Below are 16555 nucleotides of genomic sequence, written 5' to 3' on the forward strand. Positions count from 1 at the left end.
GCTCGCCGCAGCTTTGCCCGGCGCGGGCGGGGCTGTCCACCGCATTGCGACGGCTCAGAGGGCGCGTATGAGCCTCCGGAGCGCCATCGCGCCGAGCCGGCTGCCGAGAATGGCGGCCAGTTGGACGACGGCGAGCCAGGCGAGCGCGAGCGTCCCGACCGTCGCACGGCTCAGGCGCACGGTGGCGCGGAAGACACGGCCCTTGCCCAGCACCTCGAACGTGCGCGTCGTGCGCGGGCCGGCGGCCTCGGCCACCTGCGCGAGACGGCGGGCATCGGCGGGGCTGTCGACGTGACGCGCGAGGCTGAGCGCTTCCGCCGTGGAGGTCGCCGCCCGTACGCGCCCCATATCGGCCGCGACCGACGACATCCGCGCGAGCGCCGCCGCATCCGTCAGATCCTCGAGTCGGGCGGAGCCCGAGATCACGTCGCCGACCCGTGACCAGCGGATCGGAATGCGGATGAAGCGCGTCAGTTCCGGCGTCACCGTGCCCAGGCGTCGGCCCATCCGCAGGAGCGTCGCACCCGCCTTCACCGTGACCGAGGTGCCGCCGGAGAAGATCACCGCGCCCGTCGCCCCGAGGCTGACGAGCGCCAGCCCCGCATCGAGTTCGTCGACCTCCTCGCCCAGCGTGACGGCGACGGTGGCCCGGCGCAGGGCGTTGAGATCGCCGAGGACCGACATCTCGAAGGGAACGGCGCAGAAGGTGACGTGCTGGAGGCTGGGGCAGGTGCCGGTGTCGGCCATGCAGAGCGCGCAATCGACCGCCAGCGACAGCGCGCCGGTTTCCTCCTCGATCATCTCGCGCGCCGCGGTGCCGTCGACATCGCGGTCGAGGTCGTCGGCAAGCGCGAGCAGCATCTCCGCCCGCTCCGCATGGCGCGCCGCGACGGCGGTCTCAAGTGCGGCGGCGATCCACTCGGCATCCGCCTCCTGGCGCACGGCCCGTTCGAGGGTTACGGCCAGTTCGGATGTCGTCCGCGCGACATAGGGTGCGCTGAGCGGGTTCGTCGTCAGCGCCCAGGCCAGGGCGGCGAGCGTCACCACGAGCGGCAGCACCGCCAGCAGCGGTTTTATCAGGCGGAGAGCGCCCAATCCCAGTACATCTCGCGCACCCGGCGCGTCACGGGCCCGACCTGATACTGCCGGTGATCGAAGGCCGTGACCGGCGTGACCTTGGTAAGGTTGCCGGACAGAAACACCTCGTCGGCGGCGCGGAAGTCGTCGAAGGTCAGCACGGTTTCGTGGACCGCCACGCCGTCCCGGCGCAGGTTGTCGATGTGACGCGCGCGGGTGATCCCGGCGAGGAAGGTGCCGTTCGCGACCGGGGTGAAGACTTCCCCGTCCCGGACCATGAAGACGTTGGACGTGGCGCTTTCGGCCACGTTGCCCATCGCATCCGCCGAGAGCGCGTTGCCGAAGCCCTTGGCCCGCGCCTCGGCCAGCATCCGGGCGTTGTTCGGGTAGAGACAACCGGCCTTCGCGTCGCAGACCGAGCTTTCGAGGACCGGCCGGCGAAACCGCGTCTCGGTCAGGGTGGTCGTCTTGTCCGCGGAATACATCGGCACCTCCTCGAGGCAGATCGCGAAGCCCGTTTCCGCCTCGGACGGCACGAGGCCCAGCTCGCTGCCGTGGATGCCCCAGTACATCGGCCGGATGTAGATCGCCGCGTCGGGGGCGAAGCCCTCAAGCCCGTCGTGAACCAGATCGACGATCTCCTGCGCGGTCTTCGTCGGTCGCAGCATCAGCGCCTCGGCCGAGCGGTTCACGCGGGCGCAGTGCCTGTCGAGATCGGGCGTCACCCCTTCGAAGCGCCGCGCGCCGTCGAAGACGGAGCTGCCCTGCCACATGCCGTGGTCGGCCGCCCGCATCACGGGCACATCGCCGTTGTGCCAGGTGCCGCCGTAGTAGGTCCGGATCGTCTTGCCGAAAGCCACGGGCTCCCTCCCTCGTTCTCTGCCGCGACGATAGGAGCGACGCGAGGGGACGTCCACCTGCGCTTGTGCGGAGGTGGAAATCTGCAAGACTCCCTCCATGAGCGACACCTATCTTCCACCGGACGAGCGGAGCACCGGGCGCGCACTGCGGCTCCTCGCGGCGGCGGATCATGCCGCGCTCGGAACGCTGGCGGGCGGTGACCCGCTCGTCACCCGTGTCGAGTGCCTCTGGCTCGCAGGCCGCGGCCTCGGGCTCTTGCTGTCGGACCTCGCGGACCATGCGCGGGCGCTCGAGGCCGATGCGCGTGCCTCCGTCCTCGTCGGGTCGGTGACATCTGGCCCGCCCATGGCGGCTGCCCGGCTGACGCTCACCGGGGAGGCGTGGCCGATCGACAAGCGCGCGGAGCGAGACACTTGGCTCGCCGCGCATCCCCGGGCGGCGGTCTATTTCGACTTCGCGGATTTCCGGATGCGCCTGCTCGCGCCGGCCTCCGCGCTGCTCAACGCGGGCTTCGGTCGGGCCTATCGCCTCGGCCCCGCCGATCTTGGGTGCGGGACGTGACGACGGCCATCGTTCTCGGCGCGGCCGTCCGACCCGACGGCACGCCCTCACCAACCCTCGCCCTGCGCGTGGACCATGCCGTCACGCTCTGGCGGACGGGTCGCGCTGAACGCATCTGCCTGACCGGCGGAATCGGACGGCACGGTCCGTCCGAGGCCCGCGTGGCGCGGGACCGGGCTCATGCGGCGGGCATCCCGGAAGCGGCGCTCCTCCTCGAGGAGGCCTCCACCACGACGCTGGAGAACATCGCCTTCGCCGCGCCCCTCTGCGCCGCTCCCCTGATCCTCGTCACGAACCGCTGGCATCTGCCCCGCGCCCTTATGATCGCACGTCTTCTGGGGCTCGGGGCGACGGGCTCCGGCCCGCGTGCGACGGCTCCGGTTCAGACGACAACGGCGGCGATCCTCCGGGAGGTCGCCGCCGCGCCGGTCTCTGCTGTGCGCGCCGTCAGGTGGGCGCGTCGCACCGCACGGTAACGAACCCGCGCCCCTTCACCGATTCGGGCCAATGCAGGCGGATCGACTGGTTGTCGCTGCCGATCCGGGCGCTCGAATAGGGAGCCACGTAGACCGCCGTGTTGTTGCTGCGCCGGATCGCCCCGTCGGCCAGGAACGCCGTCACCACCTTCGCCTCGCCACGGAACGGCAGGTAGTCCGAGAGATCCGCATCCCAGGTCGATTGCGCCGAGCCCTCGTTGATCGGGACGGTGATCGGATTCTGGAATTGCTTCTGGACCGCGTGGAAGGTGTTCGAATGGATGTTGACGTCGGTGAAGCGGCCGTAGTCCAGTTCCCCGTGGGTCGTGTCCACCAGGTCGACGCGTTCGAGCGACTGGCCCCGGATCGTCTTGAAGGTGTTGCCCGTCACCGTCATCCCGTTGATGTAGTGACCCGACCCGAACGGCTTGATGTGCAGCGGGCGATAGCTCGACGGCACGTTCGACGAGAAGATGATGTTGCCCACGATCTGGAGCGCCCCGAACGACAGCTCCGAGGCAAAATCCGGGTCGCTGTCATGCTCGTTCGTCCACTCGAGATAGGCGTTGTCGACGTAGTTGCCGACGAAGACCGTCTTCGCCTGCGCCTCGGCGAAGACGATGCCCGCCGTGCGATTGCCGAGCGCGTCGTTGTCGCCCTGGAAGAAATGGTTGCCGGTAATGATGTGGCCCGACCCGCCGAGGACGGCGAAATGCCGGAACTTCACACCGCGGTTGTTGCGGATCTTGGTGTCGTTCGCATTCACGTTGAACCCGACCGTGACCCGCTGGTTGACGTCGAGTTGCTGCTCCGACGACAGGAACTGGCACCGGTCGATCAGGAGGCCCTGGCACCCGACGCCGTGGCTGGTGATCCCGCGGTCCTTCGGCGCGTTGATGAAGCAGTCCTTCACGTGGAAGATGATCCCCGCCGGCGGCAGCAGGATGCCCGAGCATCGGCCCGCCATCAGGATCTCGACATCTTCCAGCGTGAACCGCTGCAGCGCGTCGAACCCGCTGAAGTCGAGCGCGTAGCGGAAGCGCTTGAACGTGTAGGTCTGCCGCGACGGTGCCCCCCAGAGCGCCGCCGAGAGCGTGATGCGGTTCTGCGAGTTGCTCTTCGACTTGACGTAGACCTCGCGCCCGACACCCGTTGGCCCCTCGACCAGCGATCCGACCTCGATGTTGGCGATGTTCGAAACGTTGGTCAGCTCGCGCGGATTGTCGGGGTCGAAGTCCGCACGTCCCGTCACCTCGCCCGTCTCGAAGGCCGGGCCGTCCTGGATGTCGAGCTGCCCGTTCTTGATCGAGCGCTGGTTGGCATAGGTCGTCTTGTCGAAGACCGCCGCCTGCACGTCGACCGGTTCGGTCAGTTCGATCCGACGACCCTGCAGGTCGAGCGTGTCATGGTCGGTGAAGTTGAAGAGCGCCTGGATCGCGCGACGCAGGCCCTCTTCTTCGTCGCCGCCGAAGGCATCGATGTAGGAGTTGATCTCGAAGTTGCGCACGAGGCTCAGCCGTTTCGAGGCCGGCATCACGCAGCGGCCCTCGAACCGGACATCGCTGTTGAAGGTTACGTGCTCGTCCAGCTTGTAGACTCCGGCCGACACAAGGACGGTCCGCCCGTCCGCCGCCCGGTCCGCATCCTCGAATGCCTCACTGTCGTCGGTCTCTCCGTCACCGACCGCGCCGTAGTCTCGCACGTCGACCACATCTACGCGGTTGCCGAGGAAGGCCCCGGTCACGTCCTCGACCTGAATGTCGTCGATGCGAACGACGCCGCCCGTCGGCCCAAGCAGGTCGAGGCCCACATGCGCTTCCTGGACGCGGTCGGTGAAGGTCAGATCCGTGCGGTTCGAAGTCGAGAAGATCACGCTCACCGTCTCGACACGACCGTAGGCCGACAGTTGCAGTTCCTCGCCCGCCGTCCCGAGGCCGGAGACGACGCTGCCGTTGCGGATCGGTGTCGCCGCGGCCCGGACGCGCGGCAGGTTCCCCGAGATCGCCTTCAGGCGGACGGTCACCCGCAGATAGCACCCCGGTTCGACCGGCGTGTCGCCCATCCAGCGCAGCTTCTGGAACCCGTCCGTCTTGAGCAGTTCGAGGCAGCCGCCGAAATCCTGATCCGCGGTCACGATGGCGGCATTCGATGCGTTCGCATAGGTGTCCGACCCGGAGGTCCCGTCCTCGCTCGACCAGATGTTGAGACCGTCCACAAAGGGCGGCGGCGTCAGTTGCAATCCTTCGGTGATCGTCTTGTTCATATCCGTTTCCTTCGGCCCGCGGCCCGTTGCAGATCCTGCTGGTGCAAACGAAAAGGACCGCCCCGGGCCTTCGGCCAGGACGGTCCTCGTCTGTGAGTGAGCGGGGTTTCCCCGCCGGGGGCGACTCGTCACCCCGATGAGCGATACCCTCCCAGCGAGCGGTTAACGGTCGGTTAAGCCGGCTGCGGATCGGCCGGTCGGGCCATCTCGGCCGGTGCAATCGGGTCTGCCGCTAGACGCCCACTTCCGGAGCCTCGAGGATCTGGACGCCCGCGATCTTCCAGCCGTCGGCCGTCTCCACCATGCTGTAGCGCAGCTTGTGTAGCCGGTCGAAGCCGTCGGTGATGAGCACTTCCTGCTGCCAGAGCCCGCGGCCTTCGGTCGTGCCGAGATATTCCACGGTTCCCGGCTGCCAGACCATCGGATAGCCACGGCGGACCATCACACCGAAGTTTTCGGCATTGCCGAACAGCCCCCGGATGTTCGGAGCCGCGAAGGTGAAGGCGGTGTCGAAGTCGTCGGCGCGGAAGGCGTCCATCTGACCGTCGATGACACTCCGGATCGCACCGGCATCCGCTCGGGCCATCCCCGTTGCCGCAAGCAGGAGCGCAAGGGCCGTTGTCCATGTCTTCACGCGTCACCTCCCGTACCGAACATAACCGAAGCCTAGGCCGGATCGGACGGGGGACAATGCGGCGCGGACGTCAGCCGAGGTCGCCGGCAAGCGCGCGGTCGATCAGATTCGCCGTCTCCGCCACGCCGTAGAGCGCGATGAAACCGCCGAAGCGCGGCCCCTGATCGGCCCCCAGAAGCACCTGATAGAGCGCCTTGAACCAGTCGCGCATCGGGTCGAACCGCTCGCGCCCGATGTCGTAGACCAGCCCCTGCAATGCCTCGTCCGTCATCTCGCCGTCCCAGGCCCGCAGCCCGTCGCGCAGCGCCTCCAACGCCTCGCGCTCGGCCTCTGTCGGTGCACGGTAGACCTTCGCGGGCTTCACGAAGTCGTTGTAGTACCGCACCGCCCCCTCGGCCGCGCGGTCGAGCTGCGGGTTGGTCTCGGGCGAGGCTTCGGGCGCATAACGGTTGATGAACCCCCAGAGGACGGCCTTGTCCTCGGCCCCCGCCACGCTCGCCAGGTTCAGGAGCATCGAGAAGGGTACCACCATGTCCGACGCCGGCGGCTGCCCGCGATGGATGTGGAACACCGGGTTGTTCGCACGCTTGTCGGCGTCCTGCCCGTCGAAGGCGCGCAGCTGCTGATGGTACTCGTCCACCGCCTTGGGGATGACGTCGAAATGCATCCGCTTCGCCGTCTTGGGCTTCTGGTACATGAAATACGACAGGCTCTCGGTCGCGGCATAGGTCAGCCACTCGTCGATCGAGAGGCCATTGCCCGAGGACTTCGAGATCTTGTGTCCTTCCGCATCGAGGAAAAGCTCGTAGGTGAAGTTCTCCGGGGCCTTTCCGCCAAGCGCGCGGCAGATCCCGCCGTAGATCGGCGTGTTCGCCGCGTGGTCTTTGCCGTACATCTCGAAATCGACGCCGAGCGCCGCCCACCGCGCGCCGAAGTCCGGCTTCCACTGCAGTTTCACGTTCCCGCCCGTCACCGGCAGTGTCCATTCGCGCCCGTCCTCGTCGTCGAAGGTCACGGTGCCCTCGGCGGCATTCACGTGCTTCATCGGCACATAGAGGACGCGCCCCGTCTCGGGGTGGATCGGCAGGAAGATCGAATAGGTCTGCCGCCGCTCCTCGCGCAGCGACTTCAGCATGATCTTCATCACGTCGTCGTACCGTTCCGCTGCGCGGCGCAGCGTCGCGTCGAACCGGCCCGAGCCATAGAACTCCGTCGCCGAGATGAACTCGTATTCGAACCCGAAGGTGTCGAGGAATCGCCGAAGCATCGCGTTGTTGTGCGCGCCGAAGCTGTCGTGCGTGCCGAACGGGTCGGGCACGGAGGTCAGGGGCTTCTGCAGGTGTTCGCGCAGCGCATCGGCGTCCGGCACGTTTTCCGGCACCTTCCGCATCCCGTCGAGGTCGTCCGAGAAACACACGAGCCGCGTGGGGATGTCCGAGATCACCTCGAAGGCACGGCGCACCATCGTTGTCCGTGCCACCTCTCCGAAGGTCCCGATATGCGGCAGGCCCGACGGGCCGTAGCCCGTCTCGAAGAGCACTTCGTCCTTCCCGGCCGTCTCCACACGTTTCAGAAGCTTGCGCGCCTCCTCGAAGGGCCAGGCCTTTGAAGTCATTGCTGCGTCACGCAAGGTCGTCATTCGGGAATCCTCGGGGTTGAAGCCGACCTCACCTATTGCGGCAGTGCAGCGCCGTCAATAAATCCCTCTGCGAAGGAGCTCCTGATGACCGATACCAGCTTTTCCCCGCAGGATGCGCTCGTCGCGCTGATGATTACCGTCTCGGCGTCGGACGCCACGATCCGCACGTCGGAGCTTCTGACGATCCAGTCGATCGTGAACCACCTCCCGATCTTCGCCGGCTTCGACGAGGATCGGCTGGAGGGCATCGCGCAGACCGTCTTCGACCTTCTGGAAGAGGAGGATGGCCTCGACGCGATCATCGGTCTCATCAAGGAAGCCGTGCCGGCGACACATCACGAAACCGCCTATGCGCTGGCCTGCGATGTGGCCGCCGCCGACGGCAAGGTGTTCCAGACCGAGTTGGAGCTCCTGCGCGAGATCCGTTACGAATTCGAGATCGACCCTCTCCACGCCGCCGCGATCGAGCGCGGTGCGCGGGCCCGTCACCTGACACTCTGACGGACACGCCTGGCCCGCTACCGGCCGCGGGTCGCGACGATGCGGCCAGAGCCGTCCCCGCTGTCCGGTGCGGGCATGGAGAAGGGCGGGAACAGCGTGGCCGGCGTCGGCATGCCGCCGGCGGCGACGGGGCTGCCCAAGATGGTGGTGGCGAGGGCGAGGGCGAGGAGCTTCGTCATGGGGTTTCCTTCCGTTCGGGGCCGGCATCCTGCGGGCCGTTCCCAGAGAAAGGCAGTCGGTGCGCCTCTGGAATGCCGTGTTCTCGAGAGTCGCTCTGCGTTTTCGCAGATGTCACGCGCGCAGGCTTCGCGTAGACTGCGGTCCATGTACGAGTGGTCCGACATCCGCACGTTCCTCTCGGTTCTCCGGAACGGCTCGGCGTCCGCCGCCGCACGGGAACTCGGGACGAACCAGACGACGATCAGCCGCCGCCTCGCGCGGCTCGAACACGCCCTGCGTCTCAAGCTCTTCGAACCGGGGCCGCGCGGGGCGATCCCCACGGAGAGCGCGCAGAGCCTCCTGCCCGAAGCGGAGGCGATGGAGGTCGCGGCGAGGGCCTTCGAGAGCCGTGCGACCAGCCTCGCGCGCGGACACTCGGGCACGATCCGTATCTCCGCCAACCCGCTCTCGGCCCGCTACGGCGTTACCCGTCTGATGCGGCAGTTCCAGGCCCTCCACCCCGAAGTCGCCTTCGAACTCGATACCGAGGAACGCCTCGTCTCGCTCGAGCAGGGCGAGGCCGATCTCGCCCTGCGCGCGGCGACGGACCTTACCGGCGACAGCCTAATTGCGCGCAAGCTCCTCGAACATCCCTGGGGATTCTATGCGAGCGCGGAGTACATTGCCCGGAACGGCCAGCCCCGGTCGCTCGATGATCTGGCGCAGCACGACGTCATCCACTTCGCGACCGGTCAGGTGCTCGCGGTGGGCTTCGTGCGGGACGTGCAGAACCGGATGCCGCCCCAGGCCACGCGCGTCCGGACAGGCTCACTGTCGGCCATGGTCGGACTCGTCGTGGCGGGTGACGGCGTGGGGATGCTGCCGCGAGCGTCGGGCGATACGGAGGACGGACTCGTCTTCTGCTTCAATCTTCCCGAGATGCGGCAACCCCTCTGGCTCGTCGCCTCGCGAGAGAGCCACGCCCTGCCGCATGTAAGGGCTTTCATGCGATTCCTCGGGGACAACATCCGCGACGCGGTCGGCGACGTGCCCGCGGGCTGGATCGCCTGACCGACGGCCTCAGTCGCCGTCGGCCACGCCCCGTGCCCGGGCCCGCTCGCGCCGCGCGCGGTAGCTCGGCAAGAGCACGAGCAGCACGGCGATCACCAGCAGGCCAAGCGTCATCGGCCGCTCCCAGATGAACGACACGCCGTCGTAAAGCTGCATCGAACGCGAGAAGTTGTTTTCGAGCATGCCGCCCAGGATGAAGCCGATCAGGAGCGGGGCCAGCGGAAAGTTCGCAAAGCGCAAGGCCGTCGCGCAGACCCCGAAGCCCACGAGGATCAGAAGCTCCGTCGCGTTGTTCTGCCCGATGTAGGCCCCCATCAGCGTGAAGAAGAGGATGAAGGGGATCAGGAAGTTCCGCGGAATCGCCAGCACTTTCGCGATGTAGGGAATGAGCGGAAGGTTCAGGATCAGGAGGACGAGATTGCCGATGAACATCGACATGATGACCGCCCAGAACACCTGCGGCTCGTCCACCATCAGGCGCGGTCCCGGCGTGACGTTGAGCGCGATGAGCGCGCCGAGCAGGATCGCCGTCGTCCCCGATCCCGGGATCCCGAGCGTCAGGAGCGGAACGAAAGAACCGGTGCAGGCCGCGTTGTTCGCGGTTTCCGGCGCGGCGAGGCCCTTGACCGAACCCTTGCCGAACTCCGCCTGTTCGTCCTTGCGGGCGATGTTGCGCTCGACCGCATAGCCGAGGAAGCTCGCGATCGTGGCTCCGGCCCCGGGCAGCACGCCGATGAAGAAGCCCTGCAGCGACTGACGCCCGATCACCGGCGCGATGGATTTCGCCTCGGCCCCGGTGATGCGCAGATCCTTGATCTCACCGTCCTCGTCCTCCTTGTTGCCGACCTTCGGCGGGTTGAGGACGAGGAAGATCGCCTCGGGCAGGGCGAACATCGCCATGGCGAGGGTGATGAAGCCGAAGCCCGACTGCAGGTCCATGATGCCCATGGTGAAGCGCGGCAGGTTGAAGAGCGCGCCTTCGCCCACCGTCGCCATGATGAGCCCGAGGATCGTCATCAGAAGCGCCTTCGCCACCTGCCCGGTACCCGCGAAGGCCGCGATGGCAGAAAGGCCGACGACCATGAGCGCGAAATACTCCGCCGAGTGGAAGAGGAGCGCGACCGACGAGAGCGCCGGCGCGAAGATCACCAGAAGGATCGCCCCGATCGTCCCGCCCGAGAAGCTGGCGATGGCGGCGATAGTGAGCGCCTTGCCGGCCTTGCCCTGCTTCGCCATCGGATAGCCGTCGAAACTCGTGGCGACCGTGCCCGCGACCCCCGGAGCATTCAGCAGGATCGAGGATGTCGAACCGCCGAAGATCGCGCCGTAGTAGACGCCTGCCAGCAGGATGAGTGCGGCCGAGGCGTCGCCGAGCGAGATCGCCACCGGGATCATGATCGCGATGATCGACATCGGGCCGAGGCCCGGCAGCATGCCGATGAACGTCCCGATCAGGCAACCGCCGATCACCATCAGGAGGTTCTGGAGCGAGAAGGCCGTCTCGAGGCCGATGAGCAATCCTTCGATCATGCCATTACCCTCCGAAGACGCCGGGCCAGGGACGCAGGAAGATGCCGAGCACCTCCTGCACGAGATACCAGACAACGAAGGTCGCGGCACCCGCGATGGGCAGCATCAGGTGCCACTTGCGCTCACCGAGGATGAAGGATCCGAGGACGAGAAAGGCAATGGTCGCACCGATGAAGCCGACGGGCCGCAGGCAGAGGGCGTAGACGACCATCAGGCCCAGCAGCAGGACAGCCTGTCCGAGGTTGTAGTCGCCGAGCCGGCGATAATCGATGTCGCCCGTCTTCGTCTCGCCCTTTTCGAGCCCCAGCAGGATGATGAGGCAGGCAATGATCCCGAGCACGGACAGCACCTTGGGGAAGGTGCTCGGCCAGATCGGGTTGCGTCGCATGAAGGGGGCGAGCGTCGCATCCATGGTGATCCAGGCGGCGTAGCCATAGGCCAGGCAGATGCCCAGCAGGATGAGTGCGATCCAGCGATCGAGTGCCATCGTGTCCTCCCGTCGTCCCCTTGTGTCCGTGGCGGCGGTGGTTCCGCCGCCACGGGTCTTGCCGCGATCCTAGAGGAAGCCGAGCTTCTTCATCAAATCGCCGATGACCTGCTCCTGCTCCTCGAGGAAGGCTTCGAAGTCGTCGCCGGGGTTGTGGATGTTCACCCACCCGTTGCGCGCGCGGACTTCCTCCCACTCGGGCGTCTCGTACATCTTGGCGATGGCGTCCTGATAGGCGGTCAGCTGCTCTTCCGGCAGGCCGGGCGCGCCGAAGAAGCCGCGCCAGTTCACGAAGGTCGTGTCGATGCCCTGCTCCTGCATGGTCATCGCGTCCGGTGCCGCCTCGACCCGCTCGTCGGAGGTGACGCCGATGATCTTGACCTCGCCCGCCTCGGCCAGGTCCACGGCCTCGGAGAAGCCGGTCGAAAGCGCGGCGATCTCACCCGAGAGGAGTGCGGCCATTGCCTTGCCGCCGGCGTCATAGGGGATGTACTTCACTTCGAGCGCATCGCGCCCCGCGGCCTCCATCACGAGGGCCGCGACAAGGTGGTCCATGCCGCCGGGCACCGAACCGCCGCCGATCGCCGTGCCCGCCGGGTCGGCGTCATATGCGGCCAGAAGCTCTTCCATGTTGTTGATCGGGCTGTCCTTGCCCACAACGATCGCGGCGTAGTCGCCGATCGTGCCCGAGACCAGCGTGAGGTCGCGGAAGCTGTGCGGGAACACGCCCGTCAGCGATCGGATCACGATGGGCGTCGAGTTGACCATGAGCGTGCCGTAGTTGCTCTCGGCGTTCTCGATCAGGTAGCCGATGGCCTTGCCGCCGCCGCCGCCCGACATGTTCTCGTAAGACGCGGTTCCCACGAGCCCCGACTCGGTCAGCGCCTCGCCCGTGCCGCGGGCCGTGCCGTCCCAGCCGCCGCCGGCGCCGCCGGGGATCAGGAAGTGGATGCTGTCGACGACTTGGTGGCCGTCCGAGAAGGCCGGGGTGCCCAGGCCAAGCATTGCGATGGCGGTCGCGATCAATGCGCGCCGCCCGAGTTTCAGGGTCGTCATGTTTTCCTCCCGTTTGACAACTGACCGCGTCGCGGCTCAGCTAATCGGCAGAAGAACACCCGAAGCTGACACAAACCTGTCACGCGCCAGAAAGATGCGGCCGCCCCGATGCGTTTCCTGCTCATTGAAGACAACGCCGAACTCGCCGGCGCGATCTCGGCACGGATGAACCTCGACGGTCATGTGGTCGATCATGCCGGGACGCTGGCCGAGGCGTCGGCCTTCGCCGAAGCCGGGGAATACGATCTGATCCTCCTCGATGTCATGCTGCCCGACGGGGACGGGCGCGACTTCCTGCGCCGCCACCGTGCCGGGCAGGGCGACACGCCCGTCATCGTCCTGACGGCCCGTTCGCAGGTCTCGGATCGGGTGGGGATGCTCGACCTCGGGGCGGACGACTACGTGACCAAGCCCTTCGATCACGCCGAGCTCGAGGCGCGGTGCCGCGCCGTCCTGCGCCGCCGGGCGGGGACAAGCCGGACCGTCCTGCGCTTCGGCGACGTGACCTTCGACGCCGTCGCGGGCCAGTTGACCGTCGCAGGCAGGGCGGTCGCGCTCCGGAACCGGGAGCTGCGCCTGCTCGAACTTCTGGCTAATGCGCCGGGCCGGATCTTCTCCAAGCAGAAACTCGTCGATCGCCTCTTTTCCTATGACGAGGACGTCTCGGAGAATGCGGTCGAGGTCTATATCGGTCGCCTCCGCAAGCATCTCGACGGCTCGGACCTGCGCATCACGACCCACCGCGGGATCGGCTATCGGCTCGACCATGACGGATAGCCTGCGCACGACCATCTCCCTGCGTCGCCGCCTGACGATTGCGTTGATCGGCGGCGCGGCCTTCCTCGCGGTGCTGCTCTACCTCGTGGTTCGGGCCTACGCTGTCCAGATCGCGCAGCAAGGGCAGGACGACATCCTGCGCGCGTCGCTCACCTCGGTCCTCGATGCCGCTGTCCTGCGCGACGGGGCCCTCGAGGTCGACTTTCCCTATGCGTCGCTCTCCATGCTCACGACGCCGGCGGATGACCGTGTGTTCTACGCGATCTACCGCAACGACCGCTTCGTTTCAGGCTACGACGGGCTGCGCGGCGACGGTGACGCTGGGTTCTCCACGCGCGACTTCGCCGGGGCCACGGTGCGCGTCGCCACGGGCTCGCGCACGCTCGTCGGCGCGGACGTGCGCCTGCGCATCACCGCCTCCGTCGCCCAGACGCAGGATGCACTGTCGGTGACCCTTGCCGGCATCAGCCGGACGGTCGCGCTCTTCGGGACGGGGTTCTTCCTGCTGGCCGTCCTGCTCTCCGTCTGGGCGACGGCCACGACGATCCGGCCGCTCCAGACGCTCACCAGCGCCGTGGCCCGCCGGGGGCCGAAGGACCTGAGCCCGGTACGCCGTGCCGTCCCGCTCGAGATGGCACCGCTCGTCGGGTCGCTGAACCGTTTCATGGCCCGGCTCGAACAATCGCTCACCCGCTCTGAGGATTTCATCGCCGAGGCCGCGCACCGGGTTCGCACACCGCTCGCCACCGTCCGCTCGCACGCGGAGGCGACGCTGCAACGCGTCGACCGGCAGGAGAACCGGCTTGCCCTGCGCGCGATGATCCGGGCCATCGACGAAAGCTCCCGCGCGGCGGGGCAGCTTCTGGATCACGCGATGATAACCTTCCGCGCCGACCATCTGGAGCGCGAGCAGCTCGATATCGGTGCGCTCCTGCGCGAGCAGGTCGACCGCCTCGCCCCCGTGGCCGAGATGAAGGACATCGAATTGCGCGTCGATGCGCCCGCCGCGGCCCCGCTCTCGGGCGACCCGATCCTTCTGCAGAACGCCCTCCGCAACGTGATCGACAACGCCCTGAAGTATTCGCCGACCGAGGGCGTCGTCGACCTCCATGTCGCTGCGTCCCCGCTTGCCCTCACCGTGCGGGACCGGGGTCCCGGGTTTCCCGAGGATCAGATCGCCGAACTGCCGCAGCGTTTCGCCCGCGGGCGCAATGCCGAGGGGATCATCGGGTCTGGCCTCGGCCTCACGATCGCGCAGGACGTGGTGGAGGCACATGGCGGGCGGCTCCATCTGCGCAACCATCCCGAGGGGGGCGCATGCGTTACCTTGTCGTTCTCGTCCTGATCTTTTGTGCTGCGGCCGCTGCCGCGCAGCCTTGGGAGGACCGGCGGCGCTTCGGTCCCGAGGCTGGAGACGGCCCCGTCCTGCGGATCCTGTCGAGCACGGACACCGCCTTCTTCGAGCCGATCCTGGCGCGCTTCCTGAGTGAACGGCCGGGGGTCGCCATCGACTACTTCGTCACCGGGACGGCCGACGTCGACCGCCGGTTCCGTGCCGATCCCGGGGCCTACGACCTCGTCATTTCCAGCGCGATGGACCTTCAGCTGAAGCTCGCCAACGACGGCTTCGCCCTACCCCTTGCCGAGATCGCCCATCCCGCCTGGGCGCAATGGCGACAGAGCCTCTTCGCCTTCACCACCGAACCGGCGGCCATCGTCGTCAACCGGACCGCCTTCGCCAAGGGCGCGGTGCCCAAGACGCGGCAGGCCCTGATCGAAGTGCTTCGCGCCGAGCCCGAGCGCTTCCGTGACCGCATCGGCACCTACGACGTGCGGGAGTCGGGGCTTGGGTATCTCTTCGCCACGCAGGACGCCCGGGTGACCGAGACATACTGGCGCCTGACCGAAGTGATGGGCGCGCTCGGCACGCGGCTCTACTGCTGTTCGGGCGAGATGATCGACGACCTGTCGGACGGCACGATCCTCGTCGCCTACAACGTCCTCGGCAGTTATGCGGCGGCGCGGGCCGATACGACGGACGACCTGCAGATCGTGCTCCCGTCGGACTTCCCGACCACGATGATGCGCACGGCCTTCGTCTCCGAGAGGACGGAGCATGGCAACCTCGCGGCGGCCTTCGTGCGACACCTGCTCGAACGAGAACCCGAAGACGCGAGCGACGAGAGCTATCCGCTTCCCGCGCTCGCACCCGTGGCGGACGGGCAGTCGGCCATCGTCCTCGGCCCGGCGCTCATCACCTATCTCGACGCGCTCAAGCGGCGCACCTTCCTGCGCGAGTGGGAGGATGCGATCATCCAGCGCCCCTGACGGGAACGCGGATCAGCGCACCATGCCCACCACATCGTAGACCTCTTCGAGGATCGGCACCGAGATCGCCCGCGCCCGCTCCGCGCCGCGCGCCAGCATCCGGTCGATCTCGGCCGGGTCGCGCATCAGGCGGCTCATCTCCTGCGAGATGGGAGAGAGTTTCTCGACGGCAAGATCCGCGAGCTCCTGCTTGAAGTAGCCCAGCATCTTGCCCTCCTTCTCGGCGAGCACGGTACCCACGTCGCGCCCGTCGAGCGCAGCATAGATGTTGACGAGGTTGCGCACGTCGGGCCGCGCGTCGAGCGCCTCGGCATGTCCGGGCAGCGGGTCGGGATCGGTCTTGGCCTTCTTGAACTTGCGGGCGATCGTATCGGCGTCGTCGGTCAGGTTGATGCGGCTCGCATCGACCGGGTCGGACTTCGACATCTTCTTCGTGCCGTCCTTGAGGGACATGACCCGCGTCGCCGCGCCCTCGATGACCGGCTCGGTGATCGGAAAGAGCTCCACGCCGAAGTCGTGGTTGAACTTCGTCGCGATGTCGCGCGTCAGCTCCAGATGCTGCTTCTGGTCGTCGCCCACGGGCACATGCGTCGACTTGTAGATCAGGATGTCGGCCGCCATGAGCGCGGGATAGGCGAAGAGGCCCAGCGAAGCGGCCTCGGCATTCTTGCCGGCCTTGTCCTTCCACTGCGTCATCCGGCCCATCCAGCCCATGCGCGCCACGCAATTGAAGACCCAGGCCAGCTGCGCGTGCTCGGGCACCTGGCTCTGATTGATGAGGATGCTGCGCTCCGGGTCGATGCCGGCGGCGAGGAAGCCCGCGCACAGCTCCCGCGTATTGTGGCGCAGGGTCTCGGGTTTTTGCGGCACGGTGATCGCGTGGAGGTCGACCATGCAGAAGATCGTCTCGTGCGTGCCGCGATCCTGCCAATCGACGAACCGCGTCATGGCGCCAAGGTAGTTCCCCAGGGTCAGGCCGCCCGAGGGCTGGATGCCCGAGAAGACGCGGGGCGTGAAGGTCGGGGTCTCGGACATGGGGCGCGGCCTCCGCTGGGGCTGGTCTCGGATCGTGCCATCGCCGAAAGCGTTCGCGGTCAGCCTGTCAAAGGCGCTGACCGGAAAACGCGCAAAACCT

Annotated in this window: 17 protein-coding genes; 7 read left to right on the forward strand and 10 right to left on the reverse strand. The window is 67.3% G+C overall.

What is annotated here, in order from left to right; genetic code table 11:
* Nucleotides 1-54: 54 nt before the first annotated feature.
* Together HSX43_RS01310 and HSX43_RS01315 are read right to left on the reverse strand one after the other, a co-directional pair.
* Nucleotides 55-1095, reverse strand: coding sequence for a hypothetical protein (locus HSX43_RS01310; protein WP_179378277.1), 1041 nt, complete (start codon nucleotides 1093-1095; stop codon nucleotides 55-57).
* Nucleotides 1077-1937, reverse strand: coding sequence for a branched-chain amino acid aminotransferase (locus HSX43_RS01315; protein ID WP_179378278.1), 861 nt, complete (start codon nucleotides 1935-1937; stop codon nucleotides 1077-1079). Before HSX43_RS01315 ends, HSX43_RS01310 begins: the two co-directional genes overlap by 19 nt.
* A gap of 97 nt (nucleotides 1938-2034) precedes the next feature.
* On the opposite strand from HSX43_RS01315, the gene HSX43_RS01320 reads away from it, so the two are divergent.
* Entirely contained in the window at nucleotides 2035-2499 is a 465-nt protein-coding gene (locus tag HSX43_RS01320) for a pyridoxamine 5-phosphate oxidase (RefSeq protein WP_179378279.1), read from the forward strand.
* Nucleotides 2496-2975, forward strand: coding sequence for a YdcF family protein (locus HSX43_RS01325; protein ID WP_179378280.1), 480 nt, complete (start codon nucleotides 2496-2498; stop codon nucleotides 2973-2975). Before HSX43_RS01320 ends, HSX43_RS01325 begins: the two co-directional genes overlap by 4 nt.
* Here HSX43_RS01325 and HSX43_RS01330 read toward each other — a convergent pair.
* The 3 genes from HSX43_RS01330 to HSX43_RS01340 all read right to left on the reverse strand — a co-directional run bounded on the left by HSX43_RS01330 (nucleotide 2947) and on the right by HSX43_RS01340 (nucleotide 7511).
* Nucleotides 2947-5238: a glycosyl hydrolase family 28-related protein gene (locus tag HSX43_RS01330; RefSeq protein ID WP_179378281.1), complete on the reverse strand. Its 2292-nt coding sequence runs from the start codon at nucleotides 5236-5238 to the stop codon at nucleotides 2947-2949. The genes HSX43_RS01325 and HSX43_RS01330 overlap by 29 nt on opposite strands.
* A 232-nt stretch (nucleotides 5239-5470) precedes the next feature.
* Nucleotides 5471-5872: a DUF4864 domain-containing protein gene (locus tag HSX43_RS01335; RefSeq protein ID WP_328794922.1), complete on the reverse strand. Its 402-nt coding sequence runs from the start codon at nucleotides 5870-5872 to the stop codon at nucleotides 5471-5473.
* A 70-nt stretch (nucleotides 5873-5942) separates the two neighbouring features.
* Nucleotides 5943-7511 (reverse strand): lysine--tRNA ligase, encoded by a 1569-nt coding sequence (locus tag HSX43_RS01340; protein ID WP_179378282.1) that lies wholly within the window; start codon nucleotides 7509-7511, stop codon nucleotides 5943-5945.
* Between the two features lie 84 nt (nucleotides 7512-7595).
* Between HSX43_RS01340 and HSX43_RS01345 the strand changes: the two genes are divergently transcribed.
* Nucleotides 7596-8012: a tellurite resistance TerB family protein gene (locus HSX43_RS01345; protein WP_179378283.1), complete on the forward strand. Its 417-nt coding sequence runs from the start codon at nucleotides 7596-7598 to the stop codon at nucleotides 8010-8012.
* Between the two features lie 17 nt (nucleotides 8013-8029).
* Here the strand turns inward: HSX43_RS01345 and HSX43_RS01350 are convergent, their stop codons facing one another.
* Nucleotides 8030-8191, reverse strand: coding sequence for a hypothetical protein (locus tag HSX43_RS01350; RefSeq protein WP_179378284.1), 162 nt, complete (start codon nucleotides 8189-8191; stop codon nucleotides 8030-8032).
* Between the two features lie 145 nt (nucleotides 8192-8336).
* Between HSX43_RS01350 and HSX43_RS01355 the strand changes: the two genes are divergently transcribed.
* On the forward strand, nucleotides 8337-9242 hold the full coding sequence (locus tag HSX43_RS01355; protein ID WP_179378285.1) for a LysR family transcriptional regulator: 906 nt from the start codon (nucleotides 8337-8339) through the stop codon (nucleotides 9240-9242).
* 9 nt (nucleotides 9243-9251) lie between these two features.
* On the opposite strand, the gene HSX43_RS01360 is transcribed toward HSX43_RS01355, so the two are convergent.
* The 3 genes from HSX43_RS01360 to HSX43_RS01370 all read right to left on the reverse strand — a co-directional run bounded on the left by HSX43_RS01360 (nucleotide 9252) and on the right by HSX43_RS01370 (nucleotide 12315).
* Nucleotides 9252-10772, reverse strand: coding sequence for a tripartite tricarboxylate transporter permease (locus tag HSX43_RS01360; RefSeq protein WP_179378286.1), 1521 nt, complete (start codon nucleotides 10770-10772; stop codon nucleotides 9252-9254).
* A 4-nt stretch (nucleotides 10773-10776) separates the two neighbouring features.
* Nucleotides 10777-11259 carry a tripartite tricarboxylate transporter TctB family protein gene (locus HSX43_RS01365; protein ID WP_179378287.1) on the reverse strand — a complete coding sequence of 161 codons (483 nt, stop codon included), beginning with the start codon at nucleotides 11257-11259 and terminating at the stop codon, nucleotides 10777-10779.
* Nucleotides 11260-11328: 69 nt separating this feature from the next.
* Nucleotides 11329-12315 carry a Bug family tripartite tricarboxylate transporter substrate binding protein gene (locus HSX43_RS01370; RefSeq protein ID WP_179378288.1) on the reverse strand — a complete coding sequence of 329 codons (987 nt, stop codon included), beginning with the start codon at nucleotides 12313-12315 and terminating at the stop codon, nucleotides 11329-11331.
* Nucleotides 12316-12423: 108 nt separating this feature from the next.
* Here HSX43_RS01370 and HSX43_RS01375 point away from each other — a divergent pair, with 108 nt between their 5' ends.
* From HSX43_RS01375 to HSX43_RS01385, 3 genes are read left to right on the forward strand one after another with little or no spacing between them, the layout of a single operon-like run.
* The gene (locus HSX43_RS01375; protein ID WP_179378289.1) at nucleotides 12424-13092 is read left to right on the forward strand and encodes a response regulator transcription factor; all 669 of its coding nucleotides are present in this window, start codon (nucleotides 12424-12426) and stop codon (nucleotides 13090-13092) included.
* On the forward strand, nucleotides 13082-14437 hold the full coding sequence (locus tag HSX43_RS01380; RefSeq protein ID WP_179378290.1) for a sensor histidine kinase: 1356 nt from the start codon (nucleotides 13082-13084) through the stop codon (nucleotides 14435-14437). The genes HSX43_RS01375 and HSX43_RS01380 overlap by 11 nt, the downstream gene beginning before the upstream one ends.
* The gene (locus tag HSX43_RS01385; protein WP_179378291.1) at nucleotides 14410-15420 is read left to right on the forward strand and encodes an ABC transporter substrate-binding protein; all 1011 of its coding nucleotides are present in this window, start codon (nucleotides 14410-14412) and stop codon (nucleotides 15418-15420) included. The genes HSX43_RS01380 and HSX43_RS01385 overlap by 28 nt, the downstream gene beginning before the upstream one ends.
* A 12-nt stretch (nucleotides 15421-15432) precedes the next feature.
* On the opposite strand, the gene trpS is transcribed toward HSX43_RS01385, so the two are convergent.
* A complete protein-coding gene (gene trpS / locus HSX43_RS01390; protein WP_179378292.1) occupies nucleotides 15433-16455 on the reverse strand; it encodes a tryptophan--tRNA ligase in 1023 nt (340 codons plus the stop codon).
* Nucleotides 16456-16555: the final 100 nt, after the last annotated feature.

Origin of the sequence: Jannaschia marina (assembly GCF_013404595.1) — a bacterium.
Classification (GTDB): Bacteria; Pseudomonadota; Alphaproteobacteria; order Rhodobacterales; family Rhodobacteraceae; genus Jannaschia; species Jannaschia marina.

Coding starts and splice junctions, on each gene's coding strand:
- HSX43_RS01320 (WP_179378279.1), top strand. CDS start 2,035: ATGAGCGACACCTATCTTCCACCGGACGAGCGGAGCACCGGGCGCGCA.
- HSX43_RS01330 (WP_179378281.1), bottom strand. CDS start 5,238: ATGAACAAGACGATCACCGAAGGATTGCAACTGACGCCGCCGCCCTTT.
- HSX43_RS01340 (WP_179378282.1), bottom strand. CDS start 7,511: ATGACGACCTTGCGTGACGCAGCAATGACTTCAAAGGCCTGGCCCTTC.
- HSX43_RS01345 (WP_179378283.1), top strand. CDS start 7,596: ATGACCGATACCAGCTTTTCCCCGCAGGATGCGCTCGTCGCGCTGATG.
- HSX43_RS01350 (WP_179378284.1), bottom strand. CDS start 8,191: ATGACGAAGCTCCTCGCCCTCGCCCTCGCCACCACCATCTTGGGCAGC.
- HSX43_RS01355 (WP_179378285.1), top strand. CDS start 8,337: ATGTACGAGTGGTCCGACATCCGCACGTTCCTCTCGGTTCTCCGGAAC.
- HSX43_RS01360 (WP_179378286.1), bottom strand. CDS start 10,772: ATGATCGAAGGATTGCTCATCGGCCTCGAGACGGCCTTCTCGCTCCAG.
- HSX43_RS01365 (WP_179378287.1), bottom strand. CDS start 11,259: ATGGCACTCGATCGCTGGATCGCACTCATCCTGCTGGGCATCTGCCTG.
- HSX43_RS01370 (WP_179378288.1), bottom strand. CDS start 12,315: ATGACGACCCTGAAACTCGGGCGGCGCGCATTGATCGCGACCGCCATC.
- HSX43_RS01375 (WP_179378289.1), top strand. CDS start 12,424: ATGCGTTTCCTGCTCATTGAAGACAACGCCGAACTCGCCGGCGCGATC.
- HSX43_RS01380 (WP_179378290.1), top strand. CDS start 13,082: ATGACGGATAGCCTGCGCACGACCATCTCCCTGCGTCGCCGCCTGACG.
- HSX43_RS01385 (WP_179378291.1), top strand. CDS start 14,410: ATGCGTTACCTTGTCGTTCTCGTCCTGATCTTTTGTGCTGCGGCCGCT.
- trpS (WP_179378292.1), bottom strand. CDS start 16,455: ATGTCCGAGACCCCGACCTTCACGCCCCGCGTCTTCTCGGGCATCCAG.